Origin of the sequence: Ruegeria atlantica (genome assembly GCF_013032505.1) — a bacterium.
Classification (GTDB): Bacteria; Pseudomonadota; Alphaproteobacteria; order Rhodobacterales; family Rhodobacteraceae; genus Ruegeria; species Ruegeria atlantica_F.
On record NZ_WQCG01000006.1, the window covers coordinates 168,312 to 184,212 of the forward strand.

Consider the following 15,901-nt stretch of genomic DNA (forward strand, 5'->3'; position numbering starts at 1 on the left):
TCTTGTTCTTCCGTGACTGGCACTCTGCCCGCGAACCCTATAGCTGTTTTATCAACACGCAAGCAGGGAACCATCACCAATGAGAGAAGACCGCCTCAGCCCTTTCCGCGACGCGCAGACCGACCGCTCGACCGCGAGGGAGGTGCCGGACACGCCGCAGACGCGTTCACCCGCCTATCGCCTTGCCTTTGCGGACGATGATTTCCTGTGCCGGGATGAGCTGCGCCCCGTGCGCCTGCAGCTGGAATTGCTGAAGCCCGAGATGATCATGACCGAGCGTGAGATCACCTCGACCATCGTCATGTTTGGTGGCGCGCGCATCCCTGAACCTTCGCAGAAACACACCGCGCGTACCCAGACTCTGGCCGACCTGTCTGAGTATTACGACGAAGCGCGGGAATTTGCCCGGCTGATGACCGAGAAATCCAATGAAACCGGCTGCCGCGAGAACGTGATCGTAACAGGCGGCGGCCCCGGGGTTATGGAGGCTGGAAATCGCGGCGCACAGGATGCCGGTGGCTGCTCCATCGGCCTGAACATCGTGCTGCCGCACGAGCAGGCACCGAACCTTTATGTGACGCCTGACCTCAGCTTCAACTTCCACTACTTCGCCATCCGCAAGATGCATTTCCTGATGCGTGCCCGCGCCATCACCATCTTCCCCGGCGGGTTCGGGACTATGGACGAGCTGTTCGAATCCCTGACCTTGATTCAAACCGGCCGCATGGAGCGCGTTCCCTTCCTGCTATTCGGCCGCGAATTCTGGGAAAAGGTCATCAACTGGGAGGCTCTGGCGGACGCAGGCACCATCTCGGACGAGGATCTGGACCTGTTCCGCTTTGTCGACACCGCGCAAGAGGCGGTCGAAATCATTGAAAACTGGGAGCCCGCCCCACCCCGTGACGAAATTCCGGGACGCTAGACCATGAAGACCCCCAAGACCGGAGAGATGCTGCATCTGCGTGGCAATGCGTTGGACAAGGGTGATCCTGTAGCGCTGCCTCTGACGCAAAGCAGCATGTACCACCTGCCCAGCGCACCGGATGGCCTGCCAACATATGGCCGCGTGGATAACCCGACATGGGAGCATCTGGAACATGTCCTGTCCCATCTGGAAGCCGCGCCCTGTCTGACCTTTCCGTCCGGTATGGCGGCGATTTCGGCCGCGTTATTTGCAACGATCAAGGCCGGATCGCGTATCCTGATCCCCTCGGACGGGTACTACGTCACGCGGCTGTTGGCCGACCGCTTTCTATCGAATTTGGGCGTTTCGGTCACTGAACGCCCGACGACAGATTTCGCTCAAGGCGGGTTTGACGACTTCGACGTGGTCTTTTTGGAAAGCCCATCGAACCCCGGTCTGGATATGATGGACCTGCCGGCAATCGCCTCGGCTGTACGGCGCGCCGGCGGTCTTACGATTGCCGACAACACGACGATGACGCCGCTGGGCCAACGCCCGCTGGATTTGGGCATCGATGTGGTGGTCGCTTCGGACACCAAGGCCATGGGCGGGCATTCCGACCTGCTGATGGGGCACGTCGCCAGCCGAAACACTGAAGTTATGGAACGGGTGGAAGAATGGCGGCGCATCTCGGGTGCGATCCCCGGCCCACATGAGGCGTGGTTGCTGCACCGCGGGATGGAAACACTGGACGTACGGTTCGACCGGATGTGTTCATCCGCGCAGGTGTTGGCCGAGCGGTTGGCACGGGACAATGCCATCAAAGAAATTCGCTACCCCGGCCTGTCCGGCGACCCCTCATATGCTTTGGCTAAGGCCCAGACGTCCCGGTTCGGGTTCCTGTTGTCCATCACGTTGGAGACTGAGGAAAAGGCCGAAGCTTTCATCAACATCTGCCCGCTGTTGCGGCCTGCCACATCGTTCGGCGGTGTCCACAGTTCAGCCGAGCGGCGCGCGCGCTGGGGCGACGATGTCGACCCTGCGTTCATCCGCCTGTCGGTAGGTTGCGAACCCGTAGAGGAATTGTGGCAGGCGATTGAAAGCAGCCTGAACGCGCTGTGATTACTTCTTTGGCTCGCGCAATTCGGTGAACACGTAGATCGGCAGCAGAACGCTGGCGATCAGCGCGCCCAGCCAAACAAGCAGGGTCGCCGCTAACAGGTTGGCAACGCCTCCAACTGTCAGCCCTGCCGTAATCAGATCCGTCACCAACAGACCGACAAACGTTACGATCAAGGCAATCCCACCTTTGATCGCGGGGGCTTTTTTCTCACCCAGTTTCAGGATCAGCGGCTCAGCCACCACTTGCACCAGGGTGAACACGATCACCACGACGATGAATGAAATCGGTTTGATCGCAAACCCCGACAACAACAGCGTCGCAAGCAATAACCCGATGGCATTCCCGGCCAACAGGGCCAGTGCGGATTTGATTCTGCGCGTCATAGGGTTCTCCGTGAATGATCAGTTAGAAACATGCAGATGTTAACAGACCCGAAGGAATTTGCGAGCGGTTTCAAAAGCCACTTCCTTTTGGGTCATTGAAATCGCATGATAAAACACATTCATAAAGATCAGACCCACCCCCATCGACGAGAGATGTGATGAGCGACGATCCCTATACCGTTCTTGGTGTCGCCAAAGACGCCAGCGCCGCCGAGATCAAGAAGGCTTATCGGCGCATCGCCAAAGAGTGCCACCCGGACCTGAAACCCGGGGATGACGAGGCTGAGGCAAAGTTCAAGGCCGCCGCTTCGGCCTATGACCTGCTGAAAGATCCGGACACACGCGCGCGATACGATAGTGGCGAGATTGATGCCTCGGGTCAGGAACGTCACCAGCAGCAGTATTATCGCGAATATGCCGAGGCCGCCGGGAACCCTTATCGTGGGCGCGCAGCAGACCCGGATGACATGTCAGACATCTTTGCCGAATTCATGCGTGGCCGCGGAGGATACCAGCAGCGCACGCACGAATTTCACGCGCCGGGCCACAATCGCGCTTACAATCTGCAGATCAGTTTTCTGGACGCGGTGTTTGGCGCCAGCCAAAAGCTGACGCTGCCAGATGGTGACCGGATCGAAGTAAAGATTCCTGCGGGCATCACCAATGGACAAACCATCCGCCTGCGCGGCAAAGGCGATCCGGGTTTTGGCGAAGGCCCGCCCGGCGATGCTTTGGTCACTGTGTCAGTGGCGAAACACCCGGTCTTTGATCGTCAAGGCGATGACATTCATATCACTCTGCCCATCACAATTGACGAGGCCATTCTGGGCGGCAAGGTACCCGCCCCCACCATTGATGGCGGCGTCAATGTCAGTGTCCCCGCAGGCACCAGCAGCGGCAGGACGTTGCGCCTTCGCGGCAAGGGGGTCAAGAAGCGCGGCTCGTCCGATCGCGGCGATCAGTTGATCGAACTAACTGTATCCATGCCCGATCAGATTGATGACGAGTTGAAGCAATTCATGGAGACTTGGCGCGAGAACCACAGCTATGATCCGCGGAAAGGAATGCCGTCATGACCCGCACCCTGACCGAAGAGCAGCTGATCGCGACCGTCACCCGTCTGACGTCATCCCGCCTTACAGAATATTTGGCAGCTGAGATCGTCATCCCGGAACAAACCGAAGACGGGCTTGTCTATCACACCCTCGACGTGGCGCGTTTGGAACTGGCGTGCGAGTTGCACGAGCAATACGAGATGGAGCCTGATGCGCTGTCGATGATGATCTCACTGATCGACCAGATGCACGGCCTGCGGGCCGAGTTACGCGAGGTTCTGAATGCGGTGGAATCGCAACCGGAACCAGTGCGCCAGACATTGATCGAGGTGATTGGCACCGCACGCTTCGGTCACAAGTGAATCGCGCCTAGTTGCCGACAACATATTCGTCTGGAACGAAGAAGGTGTAATCCCGGTCGGCCACCGCTTCGTGGCACTCATGGCAGTAGCCGACAGCGTCCGAACGTGCACCCATTGTGTCACCAAACAATGACCCGTCCGGCATCACCATAATATAGCGCCAGTCCGCCGTTTCCGGACTGGTGCCTTCGGCCAGTTTTTCCATCACGAACAGCGCGCCGGGGTGGACATTACCTTCATCCGTAACCGTAACGCTGTCTTTGGCCAGTACCGACCCCATCGGCAACTTTTCCCCTTCGGCCATTGTGCCATAGTTGTGCGCCATGCGGTTGGCGTAGCTGTTTACATAACGCTGACCATGAGTTGCAGAGATGTAAGGCGCATCATTGAATAGTGGCCAAGCCTGATAGTTCATCAGCAGATCCAACTGCGCGGCGGCATAACCACGCTCCATCCGGCGCTGCAGGGACTTGTAAATGCTTATCGCCTCTTCCTTGGACAGTTCGGCAGGGTTTTCAATGGCAATGTGAGCATCCTCTTCACCGGATTGCGCACTGGCGCCTTGCACAGCAAGACCCACCAAAAACAAAGCCGTAAGAGATGTTGGAAACAGTCGTCTAAATCGTAAAAACATTTAATTGGCCCACCTGATTCAAAAGGTTCGCCTGAACGCCGCGAGTTACGTTAAAAATGATAGCGGCCGTGAACAAACGCGCCACAACCGGAAGGCGACCCTCACTGCTTTGTGCGCAAGCGTGAGGCAGAGGCACCCGGTTTCAGCCCTTAAAACATATCAAATTGTGCATACAAATAACAGCGGCCAGAAAATTAATTTCCCGGCGCGCCGCGTGCGAATGCTGATCGCGTCAGCTCTGCAACCCCGCTTCGGCTGCGATCTGTTTTCGCGACTTGCGCGCCCGTTCCGTGGCCGATTTCAACTGACCACAAGCCGCCATGATATCCTCGCCCCGTGTTTTGCGAATGGGAGAGGCATAGCCCGCCTGATAGATGATATTCGCAAAGGCCCGGATGCGATTGTTTGAACTGCGCTTGTAGGGCGCGCCGGGCCATTCGTTGAACGGAATCAGGTTTATCTTGGCAGGAATATTGTGGCGCTTGATGTGGTCGATCAGGCGATGCGCATCTTCGTCACTGTCATTCACACCATCCAGCATCACGTATTCAAAGGTGATACGTTCAGAATTCGACGCTTTGGGATAGCTGGCCAGTGCCTGCAGTAGCTCCTCAATGTTCCAACGCTTGTTGATGGGCACCAGAACGTCGCGGGTTTCATTCGTGGTCGCGTGGAACGAGATCGCCAGCAGGCAACCGATTTCCTCGGCCGTACGTGCAATTTCTGGCACTACACCTGACGTCGACAGGGTGATCCGACGGCGCGACAGGGATATCCCTTCGGGATCCATCGCAATCTTCATCGCGTCACGCACGTTTTCGAAATTATACAGCGGCTCACCCATGCCCATCAGAACGATGTTCGACAGCAGGCGGGTTTCATCCTTGGGCGCGCCGGGAACCGGCCATTCTTCCAGATCATCGCGGGCCATCATGACCTGACCGACGATCTCGGCAGCGGTCAGGTTGCGCACCAGTTTTTGCGTTCCGGTGTGGCAGAACGAACAGGTCAGCGTGCATCCCACCTGAGATGAGATGCACAGTGTCCCGCGGTCTTCCTCGGGGATATACACCACCTCGACCTCATGGCCTCCAGCGATGCGGCAAAGGTATTTGCGGGTGCCGTCCTCAGACACCTGCCGGGTCACGACCTCGGGGATTTCGATGGTGAAATGCTCAGCCAATTGCGCGCGATAGGCTTTCGCCAGATTGGTCATCTCAGCAAAGTCGCGCACGCCCCATTGATAGATCCATTGCCAGATCTGCCCGGTCCGCATCTTGGCTTGCTTCTCCGGCGTGCCCTGTTCGATCAGAGCATCGCGCAACTGATCACGGGTCAACCCGACAAGGTTGATCTTCCCCTCGGGCAGTTTGCGGGGGATGGTCATGACGTCTTGAGTGATCGGCGCTTTGGGCGACATGTGGCTATCTCAACGGATTCTGGCTTGGGATGCGCCTCTATATAGGATCAGACGCAAAGATCAAAAGAATTCGTATCGTTTAATTTGCCATACGCAGCAATTCGTCCACGCGGGCCCGCCCCAGATCGACGCGACAGGATGAAATCGCAATACCGGTACCAGAACCCCCACCGTATGAGGCGCCCACTGCTTCACATTGCGCATCGCGATATCTGTTCCACGCCTCTTGCGCTGTCTCAAGTGCCGGTTGTGCAACCACGCGGCCTGTGACCTCATCCAACTCGGCTGCGGACTGCATGGCGAAGCCGTAGCTTGCGTCCAGCGCCATGTTTACACGTTCCTCCATTTTTCCAACGCAAGACCCGATTTCAACCTGAGATCCTGCGTCTGAGCACTCCAGACTGGGGTCCGCCATTGCAACGGATGAGAAAAGCACTGTTATCAAGATGTAACGCATTATCCGTTTCCATATGTGATCTCTTGCATTTGGAAACTGTAGCACGCGTTGCACTGGTGGCCCAATCGCAAGTCGGTCGCAAAGGCCAAGCCGATGCGACCGAACCACCCGCATGTAGGTTACGGGGATTTCCATCAATTGAATGTGTCAGACACCCGCAGGCAGGATATCGCAATCATCGGCGTCCAAAGTTTGCACAGGGTCTTTCGGGCCGCATTGCTCGCCGGACACCGGATATGTTTCGTTGCTTTTTTCACATGCACTCAGAAACACAGCGGCGATCATCAACACGGCGGCCAGAGATTTGTTCAGCATGAGTACGCTCCTTTCATGAACCTGAACCGATTAGTTCAGAAGAACGGGTCGCTTGCCTTGATGCGGATCAATTTGGGTGACGGACGTCGCGTAAAGATCAGATGCACACACACGATTTTGCACGAAAAAGCCCCGCCAAAAGACGGGGCTGCGTACAGGTGTTTGGTTACTTAATTTGTACAGCGTTTTTCGGCATCTTCGATCGCAGCGGTAAAACCCAACAGCGAGAACGTGTCTTTAGTCTGGGTTCCACGCTCAGACCGCGCGGTCAGAACGGCCTCAGTGCCGCGCTTCATGGCTGCCACGACCTTCAGGTCTTCTCCTTCGGTTGCCGGCCATGCCCATTCGCCTTCGGTGATCAAGGCGAACTCGCTTCCGTCAATTTCAAGAGTAACGGTCGATCCTGCCGCAAAAGGATAACCGCCGGTAAAGGTCACCTGACCCTTAACTTCCGCATTGGGCCGGTAGAATACGAACAGCAGGATGTCGCTGCGGCGCACCGAAACCACACGTCCACCACGTGTATTTACGGTTTCCTTGGGGGCCGAAACACTCCAGCATTCGGTGGGGTCGTCTTCGACGAAGACGCTCCAATCCGTCTTTGCCGCCACGCGGTTGGTGCTTGACGCCTGCTGCGCGATTGCCGTTGTGGCCATTCCTGCCACGCACAGACCCGCAATTGCGCTGACGAGTTTTGATCCCATCTGTCCAGCCTCCTAGCTCGACCTAATACCTCATACCCATCGAGACCGCATTCGAACTCTGTCGGTTCGTCTGTAAGTTGCGTATTCCGATGATTGTCGACATACACACACTAACGCAGGTTTCGCCACAGGCGAAAGGGCGATTGGCAGAATTTTGCGCATATAATGGAGGGGCCAGATGACGCAGCCGGTACCAATGACAGAACTGTGGCGCGGGCCTCTGCTGGAAAGCCTGCATCTGGGCCACGCGGTGATTTGCGACGACAGCGGCCAGATCGTTCGCAGTTGGGGTAATCCGGATGCGGTGATCTATCCCCGATCGTCCGCGAAAATGATCCAGGGCCTGCCGCTGATCACGTCAGGCGCAGCCGCCAAATTTGGCCTGAACACCGAACATCTGGCACTCGCCTGCGCCTCGCACAGTGGTGCGCATATCCATACCGACCGGGTTTCAGCCTGGCTGGATCACCTAGGCTTGACCGAGCATGATCTGCGCTGCGGCCCGCAGGAACCGCAGGACATGGCCGCGCGTGACGGGTTGATTCTGGCCGATGACACACCTTGCCAGATCCACAACAATTGCTCAGGGAAGCACTGCGGGTTTCTGACGGTCGCGCAGCACATGGGTGCCGGTCCGGAATACCTTGAAATCGACCACCCAGTTCAACAGGCTTGCCTGACCGCGCTTGAAGAGACAACAGGGGAAGCCAGCCCGGCCTATGGAATCGATGGATGTTCGGCTCCGAATTTCGCGACTTCGCTGGTAGGGCTGGCGCGATCCATGGCGTGGTTTGCCTCGGCCGCAGATCGGTCGGACCGCGCCAGCGACGCGGCACAGCAACTGACGGCTGCGATGATCAAGCACCCGGAGCTGGTGGCGGGCGAAAGCCGCGCCTGCACCGAGTTAATGCGCGCCATGGACGGCCGCGCCGCAATCAAAACCGGGGCCGAGGCGGTGTTCATTGCCATCATTCCAGAAAAGCGAATGGGCGTCGCGCTAAAGATCACCGATGGCACAACCCGCGCCAGCGAATGCGCAATTGCAGCCATTCTTGTCAGCCTTGGTGTGCTGGAGGCCGATCACCCGGCCACCCGCAAATTCATGAACGCCACGCAATACAGTCGTCGCGGGCTGGAATGCGGCGTAATCAAACCTGCGCCGGGGTTCCCCGGCTAAGGTTACATTTCGATTTCATGCACCTCGGCCACTTCGACCGAGCCTGAGCCGTTGACTACCATCGGACACCCTTTGGCCATTTCGGTCGCGGCATCAATGCTGTCGGCCTTTACGACCGTAAAACCGGATACCGGGTTTGCTCCGCCATTGTCGACGACGCTTCCGTTGCTGACCGTATAGGATTGACCAACCGGGTTGCCGGGAATGTCCAGCGCCTCACCCATGCCTTGAAACCATGCGCCCCAGGCGGCCATAGTTGCTTCGACCTCAGCGGGGTCGGTTGGTGTGGTTCCGCCGTGATAGACAAACAAATATTGTGGCATCTTATTTCCTCCCTAATGAAAACTTATCCAAACTGCGCCTCAAGCTTGGCCAGCGACGATGTCCAGCCCATGTTGTGGTTTGCTGCGGCCTCGGCATCTGCCAGTTCGCGGTGATCCAGCACTAGCCGCGCCCCGTTTTCGGTCGCAACAACCGAAAACGTCACGTGACTTTCCGGCCCGCGCCGGTCCTGATCGTCATGCCAGGCCCAGGTGAACCCAACCGAATTGGGCGGATCAACATGGGTTACGTGGCCCGAGACTTTAAATGTCTGACCTTCCGCGTTCTTCATCACAGAATACCAGGGACCAGTGCGTGAGAGGTTCAGGTCATGTTCGGGTACATGGACCCCTTCCGGCCCCCACCACTGCAACAGCTTTGCGCCATCGCTGACCCAGGCAAACAGGTTTTCCGGGGTGGTCGGGAACTCACGTTCCAGTTTCAGGTCGGCCATGAGTTTTCCCTTTCAATGAGGTCGCCCAAGCGATCGAGGCTGTTTTCCCAGAATTGACGTTTTGAGATGGTCCATTCGGCGATTGCCCGCAGCCCGTCAGGTTGGATGGAATACATCCTCTGGGTGCCTTGGACACGCTGTTGCACCAGCCCGGCCTCGCGCAGCACTTTCAGGTGGCGCGAGATTGCAGCACCCGACATTCCGCGCCCTTCGACGAGGTCGCCAGCGGGCAGCTCTCCGTCCTGCATCAGTTGCTCAACAATCGAGAACCGAGTGGAATCGGACAAAGCGGAAAAAGCGTTAATCAGAGTGTTCATAACCATTATTTAACACATAAGTTAAATAATGGAAAGACCTTTAGCCAGTCACAAATTCCGACCGGTTGTAGCCCTGAACGTACAGCAATGCCGTCAGGTCACCATGGTTGACCCGAACCTCGCATTGCTCGGCAACAGTGGGTTTGGCATGAAGTGCAACGCCCGTTCCCGCCCTGTTTAGCATCCCCAGATCGTTTGCCCCGTCGCCAACGGCAATGACTTCGTCTTCGCGCAAGCCCAAACGGTTGGTGATTTGTTCCAGCGCATCAACCTTGGCCTGGCGCCCCAAAATGGGCCGCAGCACATCGCCTGTTAGCTTTCCATCTTGGGCCAACAGTGTATTGGCACGGTTTTCGTCGAAGCCGAGCGCTTCGGCCACCCTAGCCGTGAACGCGGTGAACCCACCTGAAACCAACGCGGCATAGCTTTTGTTATGACGCATCGTACCAACCAGTTCCTTACCGCCCGGCATCAATGTGATGCGCTCGTTCAGAACCTTGCCGATCACTGCCTCATCAAGACCTTTCAACAGACCAACCCGTTCGGTCAGCGCGCCTTCGAAATCCAACTCGCCATTCATGGCGCGTGCGGTGATATCCTTGACGCGATCGCCTACACCGGCTTCATCCGCCAGCTCGTCGATACATTCCTGTTGGATCATGGTGCTGTCCATATCGGCCAACAGCATCCTTTTGCGACGTCCTTCTGCCGGTTGGACCACCAGATCGACGCCCATTTGTTGCAAGTCCGCCCAGACTTCCCAGCGGTTCCCCGGCATTTCGAATAGGGTGAATTCCGCTGCTTCATCTGGGCTAAGCCAAACGATCTCGCCGCCTCCCCATGCATTCCGCAATGACTCGACCAGGGACAACTCCAGCGTCGGCGCGTTGGGGTTGGTCAACAGGGTGGCAACGTACATGTTTGATCTCCGGCAAGCTCACCTGCGAATATCGCAGGTGCAGCATTTTCGCCAGAGACAGTTTCGAACTAGCCCAAAATACCCGGCAGGCGCAGCCCATGGGCCCGCGCGCAATCCTTGGCAATGTCGTACCCTGCATCCGCATGGCGCCAGACGCCCGAGGCCGGGTCATTCCAAAGAACCCGCTCCAGCCGCCGGGCGGCATCTTCGGTGCCATCAGCACAGATCACCACACCCGCGTGCTGGCTGAAGCCCATACCGACGCCACCGCCGTGGTGCAGCGAGACCCACGTAGCGCCACTTGCTGTGTTGATCAGAGCATTTAACAAAGGCCAATCACTAACCGCGTCCGAGCCGTCCAGCATCGCCTCAGTCTCTCGGTTAGGGCTTGCAACCGACCCCGAATCCAAATGGTCGCGACCGATCACAACTGGCGCTTTCAACTCGCCATTGGCAACCATTTCGTTAAAGGCCAGCCCAGCGCGATGCCGATCACCAAGCCCGATCCAGCAGATTCGTGCGGGCAGGCCCTGAAACGCAATCCGTTCCTGTGCCATGTCGATCCAGCGATGCAGGTGCTCGTTTTCGGGGAACAGTTCCTTCATCTTGGCGTCTGTCTTGTAGATGTCTTCAGGATCACCCGACAGGGCGCACCAGCGAAACGGACCTATGCCCTTGCAGAAAAGCGGGCGGATGTAAGCAGGCACAAAACCAGGGAAAGCAAACGCGTTCTCAAGCCCTTCATCCTGTGCCACCTGCCGGATATTGTTGCCGTAATCGAGCGTCGGCACACCCGCATTCCAGAAATCCACCATCGCGGCCACGTGCTGTTTCATCGAGGCACGAGAAGCCTTTTCCACTGCTTTAGGGTCTGATTCACGCTTCTCCCGCCATTCACCCATGGTCCAACCCAGCGGCAGATAACCGTTGATCGGGTCATGCGCACTGGTCTGATCCGTGACGATATCCGGACGCATGCCACCGGCTGCCATCCGGCGGTATATCTCGGGGAATACCTCTGCCGCGTTGCCCAACAGGCCGACGGATTTTGCCTCGCCCGCCTTCGTCCAGCGGTCGATCATCTCGAGCGCTTCATCCAGCGTTTCAGCCTTTTCATCCAGATATTTTGTCCGCAGACGGAAATCGATGCTGTCCGGGTTGCATTCGACCGCCAGGCAGCTGGCACCGGCAAAGACAGCGGCCAGCGGTTGCGCACCGCCCATGCCGCCCAGCCCCCCGGTCAGGATCCATTTGCCGGTTAGGTCGCCGCCATAGTGCTGACGCCCGGCCTCGGCAAAAGTTTCATACGTACCCTGAACGATGCCTTGTGTTCCAATGTAGATCCACGAACCAGCCGTCATCTGGCCGTACATCATCAGACCCTTCTTATCGAGCTCGTTGAAGTGATCCCAGGTCGCCCAGTGCGGGACGAGGTTTGAGTTCGCAATAAGCACCCTCGGCGCATCCTTATGCGTGCGGATGATCGCCACGGGTTTGCCGGACTGGACGATTAGGGTTTCGTCTTCCTCCAGATCCTTCAAACCGTCAACAATAGTGTCGAAATCCTGCCACGTCCGCGCTGCCCGACCAATGCCGCCATAGACCACCAGCTCGTGCGGGTTCTCGGCCACATCAGGGTGCAGATTATTCATCAGCATCCGCAGCGGTGCTTCGGTCACCCAGCTTTTGGCGTTCAGTTCGGGGCCGGTCGGTGGATAGATGTCGCGGGTGTTTTTGTGCGGATCGCTCATTTCTGGGCTCCTTGTTTGGTCAATTCGCCCGAAAGGGCAAGATCGTTGAGGCGGGTCAGCATGGTTGCCAAATGCGGGCGAAGCCTGGCAGCGCGGTCCTCGTTCCATGCCCATGGGGGCGTTTCGTCCATGTAAGCCCGCTGCGCGATTTCCATCTGGATGGCATGGATACCATTCGCTGGGCGACCATAGTGACGGGTGGTCCAGCCCCCACGAAACCGGCCATTCAGGACCGAGGTGAACCCTTCTGCCCTGGTTGCTACATCGTGCACGGCTTGCTCAATGGCCGTATCGCAAGTCGAACCGTCATTGGTTCCAGTGTTGAAAACCGGCAATTCACCTTCAAACAGAAACGGAATCTGCGATCGGATTGAATGGCAATCGAACAGGATCGCCACGCCGTGCCGTTCTCGCACGCGGTACAGTTCTTCTAAAAGTGCTGCGTGATACGGGTCATGATATTTGCGCCGCCTCTCTTCGACTTCACCCTCTGACGGCGCTTGCCCATCAATCCAGATCGACTGGCCGTCGAAATCGGTTAAAGGCACAAGTGTCGTCGTATTCTGCCCGGGGTATAATGAGGCCCCATCCGGATCGCGGTTGGCATCAACGACATAGCGATGGACGTGGGACTGAACGGCCGTAAAATCGCCAATTATCCCTTCGTAGAGCCTGTTTATATGCCAATCCGTATCTGCCAATCCGCGCCCGTTGCTATTCAGGCGGGCCGCGATTTCGGCCGGCACATATGTACCTCCGTGCGGCTGACCCAGCACAATGGGCCCGTCCCCTCTGTGAACGCTGACCACCTGCATCAGAACAACCCCGGCATGGGGGTACCCACAGCCTCAAGAACGTCACCCGCCGCCACCAGCTGCTTGGACGCCTCGAGATCAGGTGCCAGATAGCGGTCTTCGGCCAGGGTCGAAATCTCTGTACGCAAACGATCAATGACACGCTGCAACGGTTCACTGGTTACCAGTGGAGCACGGAATTCTACCCCCTGCGCTGCACAAAGCAGTTCAACACCCAGAATGTAGTTCAGGTTCTCGACCATCCGTGTCAATCGCCGCGCACCATGCGCGGCCATCGACACGTGATCTTCCTGATTGGCAGAGGTTGGAGTGCTGTCTGTCACGCAAGGATTGGCAAGATGCTTGTTCTCGCTCATCAAAGCCGCAGTCGTAACTTCGGCAATCATCAGGCCCGAGTTTAGCCCGGGATCTGGTGTCAGGAACGGAGGCAGATCAAAGCTGAGCGCCGGATCGACCATCAAGGCAATACGCCGCTGCGCGATCGCGCCAACCTCGGACAGGGCCAGCGCGATCATGTCGGCGGCAAAACCTACAGGTTCGGCGTGGAAGTTCCCGCCCGATACGATGGCATCCGCCTCGGTCAGCACCAGAGGGTTGTCGGTGGCCGCGTTCGCCTCAATCTCAAGCGTGGCGGCGGCTTGGCGCATGACATCCATTGCCGCGCCGGTGACCTGTGGCTGGCAGCGAATGCAATAGGGATCCTGAACGCGCGTGTCCCCGTCCCTGTGGCTTTCGCGGATCTCGGACCCTGTCAAAGCAGTGCGCATGGCGCTGGCGGCGTCGGTCTGGCCGCGATGTCCGCGCAGGGTGTGAATTTCGGGCTGCAGGGGCGCAGTTGACCCCATGATCGCGTCAGTCGAGAGAGACGAGATAACCAGAGCGCTCTGCGCGGCGCGCCACGCTTCGAACAAACCAGCCAGCGCAAAAGCTGTCGAGAACTGCGTGCCGTTGATAAACGCCAACCCCTCTTTTGGACCTAATTGAATAGGCTCTAATCCGACGGATATCAGCGCTTTTTTGCCCGGAAGGATGATGCCATCTACCTCGGCCTCACCTTCACCGATGACTACTGCCGTCATATGCGCCAGCGGGGCGAGATCGCCCGAGGCCCCGACCGAACCTTGCGCTGGAATAACCGGGGTCACGCCTTTGGCCAGCATCTGTTGCAGTAGCTCAATAAGCTCCCACCGCACACCCGATGCCCCACGTCCGAAGGACAACAGCTTTAGCGTCATCATCAGACGGGTGACGCAACGTGACACGGCCGGTCCGACCCCACAACAATGGCTGAGGATCAGGTTGCGCTGCAGGGTGGATGTATCCTTGGCCGCGATCTTGTGGCTTGCCAGTTTGCCGAACCCGGTATTGACGCCATAAACCGGGTCTTCTCCGTTCGCAGCCTCGAGAATGCGTTTGGCTGCGGCCTCAACCTTCGGCCGGCACCCATCATCCAGCGATACCGTGGACTGTGACCAGTACACTTCGGCCAGATCCGACAGCGTGACCCGACCGGGAACAAGCCTGAGGGACTTCATCACAAACCTCCAAAAATGCGGGTGTACAGCGGGTTAAAACCGATGCGATATGACAGCTCGGCCGGATGCGTGACATCCCAAACGGCCAGATCCGCGCGCTTCCCCTCTGCTATTGCGCCAGTTTCGGACAGGCCCAAAGCTTGCGCCGCATGGCGCGTTACACCGGCCAGTGCTTCTTCGGGTGTTAAGCGGAACAAGGTGCAGGCCATGTTCATCGTCAGCAGCAGCGACGTCATGGGGGACGAGCCGGGGTTACAGTCCGTGGCCAATGCAATTGGCACGCCATACTGGCGCAGCAATTCAACCGGTGGTACCTGCGTTTCACGCAGCGTATAGAATGCCCCCGGCAGCAGCACGCCCACTGTGCCCGCCTGCGCCATAGCGGTCACGCCGGCCTCGTCCAGATATTCAATATGATCCGCTGACAACGCCCCATAGGAAGCCGCCATAGCCGCCCCTCCAAGGTTCGAAAGCTGCTCAGCGTGTAGCTTGACCGGAAGGCTCAGTTCTTTTGCAACATCGAAGACCTGCGCGATCTGAGGCGGGTCAAAAGCGATCCCTTCGCAGAACCCGTCTACGGCATCTACAAGCCCTTCTTCTTGCGCCAAACGCAGGGTCGGAATGCACACATCCCGGATGTAGGCATCAGCGCGCCCGTTGAATTCGGGCGGCACTGCATGTGCGCCTAAAAAACTGGTTTTAACACGGACCGGACGAACTTCTCCGATCCGCCGTGCGACGCGCAACATCTTGAGTTCCGTGTCGGTGTCCAACCCATAGCCTGACTTGACCTCGATGCACGACACGCCTTCGCCCAACAGGGCATCCACACGTGTCAGAGCGTCCTGCAAAAGCGCATCTTCGCTGGCTTCACGCGTTCCCGTTACGGTCGACAGAATTCCACCGCCCGCGCGTGCTATCTCTTCATACGACGCTCCGTTCAGGCGCATTTCGAATTCGACCGCCCTGTTGCCACCAAAGATGACATGGGTATGAGCGTCGATTAGCGCCGGTGTAATCAGCCGGTCGCCGTAATCCACGGTCGGCCAGTCAGCGTAACCGGCCGGCAACGCGCTCCGAGGCCCGGTCCAGGCAATTGTCTCACCATCGAGGGCAAGCGCCGCGTTCTGAATCATCCCATAAGGCTCGGCACCATCGGCCATAGTCGCCACGCGTGTGCTCAAAAGGACAGAATTTTTGGCCATGACGATTCTTTTGGGCTCCCCTTGCTGTTGATTTTTTCGTATACGTATAA

19 protein-coding genes are annotated in these 15,901 nt (G+C 57.9%); 5 read left to right on the top strand and 14 right to left on the bottom strand.

Annotated elements, in window-relative coordinates; translation table 11 throughout:
* Positions 1-79: 79 nt before the first annotated feature.
* Positions 80-922 (top strand): TIGR00730 family Rossman fold protein, encoded by an 843-nt coding sequence (locus GOW92_RS19590; protein ID WP_170563666.1) that lies wholly within the window; start codon positions 80-82, stop codon positions 920-922.
* Between the two features lie 3 nt (positions 923-925).
* Positions 926-2,026 carry a cystathionine gamma-lyase gene (locus tag GOW92_RS19595; protein ID WP_170563669.1) on the top strand — a complete coding sequence of 367 codons (1,101 nt, stop codon included), beginning with the start codon at positions 926-928 and terminating at the stop codon, positions 2,024-2,026.
* On the opposite strand, the gene GOW92_RS19600 is transcribed toward GOW92_RS19595, so the two are convergent.
* Entirely contained in the window at positions 2,027-2,410 is a 384-nt protein-coding gene (locus GOW92_RS19600; protein WP_170563672.1) for a hypothetical protein, read from the bottom strand.
* Positions 2,411-2,568: 158 nt separating this feature from the next.
* On the opposite strand from GOW92_RS19600, the gene GOW92_RS19605 reads away from it, so the two are divergent.
* The gene (locus GOW92_RS19605) at positions 2,569-3,486 is read left to right on the top strand and encodes a DnaJ C-terminal domain-containing protein (RefSeq protein ID WP_170563675.1); all 918 of its coding nucleotides are present in this window, start codon (positions 2,569-2,571) and stop codon (positions 3,484-3,486) included.
* The gene (locus GOW92_RS19610) at positions 3,483-3,827 is read left to right on the top strand and encodes a hypothetical protein (RefSeq protein ID WP_170563678.1); all 345 of its coding nucleotides are present in this window, start codon (positions 3,483-3,485) and stop codon (positions 3,825-3,827) included. The genes GOW92_RS19605 and GOW92_RS19610 overlap by 4 nt, the downstream gene beginning before the upstream one ends.
* Positions 3,828-3,834: 7 nt before the next feature.
* On the opposite strand, the gene GOW92_RS19615 is transcribed toward GOW92_RS19610, so the two are convergent.
* The 5 genes from GOW92_RS19615 to GOW92_RS19635 form a co-directional block, all read right to left on the bottom strand.
* Positions 3,835-4,461: a cytochrome P460 family protein gene (locus tag GOW92_RS19615; RefSeq protein ID WP_170563681.1), complete on the bottom strand. Its 627-nt coding sequence runs from the start codon at positions 4,459-4,461 to the stop codon at positions 3,835-3,837.
* A 232-nt stretch (positions 4,462-4,693) separates the two neighbouring features.
* The gene (gene rlmN / locus GOW92_RS19620; protein WP_170563684.1) at positions 4,694-5,881 is read right to left on the bottom strand and encodes a 23S rRNA (adenine(2503)-C(2))-methyltransferase RlmN; all 1,188 of its coding nucleotides are present in this window, start codon (positions 5,879-5,881) and stop codon (positions 4,694-4,696) included.
* A 79-nt stretch (positions 5,882-5,960) separates the two neighbouring features.
* Positions 5,961-6,338 carry a lysozyme inhibitor LprI family protein gene (locus GOW92_RS19625; RefSeq protein WP_170563687.1) on the bottom strand — a complete coding sequence of 126 codons (378 nt, stop codon included), beginning with the start codon at positions 6,336-6,338 and terminating at the stop codon, positions 5,961-5,963.
* A 147-nt stretch (positions 6,339-6,485) separates the two neighbouring features.
* Positions 6,486-6,653, bottom strand: coding sequence for a hypothetical protein (locus GOW92_RS19630; protein ID WP_170563690.1), 168 nt, complete (start codon positions 6,651-6,653; stop codon positions 6,486-6,488).
* A 170-nt stretch (positions 6,654-6,823) separates the two neighbouring features.
* Complete coding sequence (locus GOW92_RS19635) at positions 6,824-7,357, bottom strand: invasion associated locus B family protein (protein WP_170563693.1); 534 nt, start codon at positions 7,355-7,357, stop codon at positions 6,824-6,826.
* A gap of 178 nt (positions 7,358-7,535) precedes the next feature.
* On the opposite strand from GOW92_RS19635, the gene GOW92_RS19640 reads away from it, so the two are divergent.
* A complete protein-coding gene (locus GOW92_RS19640) occupies positions 7,536-8,534 on the top strand; it encodes an asparaginase (protein ID WP_170563697.1) in 999 nt (332 codons plus the stop codon).
* 2 nt (positions 8,535-8,536) lie between these two features.
* On the opposite strand, the gene GOW92_RS19645 is transcribed toward GOW92_RS19640, so the two are convergent.
* From GOW92_RS19645 to hutI, 8 genes are all read right to left on the bottom strand, one after another.
* Positions 8,537-8,857 (bottom strand): YciI family protein, encoded by a 321-nt coding sequence (locus GOW92_RS19645; protein WP_170563700.1) that lies wholly within the window; start codon positions 8,855-8,857, stop codon positions 8,537-8,539.
* A gap of 23 nt (positions 8,858-8,880) precedes the next feature.
* On the bottom strand, positions 8,881-9,309 hold the full coding sequence (locus GOW92_RS19650; RefSeq protein ID WP_170563702.1) for an SRPBCC family protein: 429 nt from the start codon (positions 9,307-9,309) through the stop codon (positions 8,881-8,883).
* Positions 9,297-9,626: an ArsR/SmtB family transcription factor gene (locus GOW92_RS19655; protein WP_170563705.1), complete on the bottom strand. Its 330-nt coding sequence runs from the start codon at positions 9,624-9,626 to the stop codon at positions 9,297-9,299. The genes GOW92_RS19650 and GOW92_RS19655 overlap by 13 nt, the downstream gene beginning before the upstream one ends.
* 40 nt (positions 9,627-9,666) lie before the next feature.
* The gene (gene serB / locus GOW92_RS19660) at positions 9,667-10,545 is read right to left on the bottom strand and encodes a phosphoserine phosphatase SerB (protein WP_170563708.1); all 879 of its coding nucleotides are present in this window, start codon (positions 10,543-10,545) and stop codon (positions 9,667-9,669) included.
* Positions 10,546-10,613: 68 nt separating this feature from the next.
* Entirely contained in the window at positions 10,614-12,296 is a 1,683-nt protein-coding gene (gene hutU / locus GOW92_RS19665) for a urocanate hydratase (protein ID WP_170563711.1), read from the bottom strand.
* Entirely contained in the window at positions 12,293-13,111 is an 819-nt protein-coding gene (gene hutG, locus GOW92_RS19670) for an N-formylglutamate deformylase (protein ID WP_170563714.1), read from the bottom strand. Before hutG ends, hutU begins: the two co-directional genes overlap by 4 nt.
* Entirely contained in the window at positions 13,111-14,646 is a 1,536-nt protein-coding gene (gene hutH / locus GOW92_RS19675; protein ID WP_170563717.1) for a histidine ammonia-lyase, read from the bottom strand. The genes hutG and hutH overlap by 1 nt, the downstream gene beginning before the upstream one ends.
* Positions 14,646-15,851: an imidazolonepropionase gene (hutI, locus tag GOW92_RS19680; protein WP_170563720.1), complete on the bottom strand. Its 1,206-nt coding sequence runs from the start codon at positions 15,849-15,851 to the stop codon at positions 14,646-14,648. Before hutI ends, hutH begins: the two co-directional genes overlap by 1 nt.
* Positions 15,852-15,901: the final 50 nt, after the last annotated feature.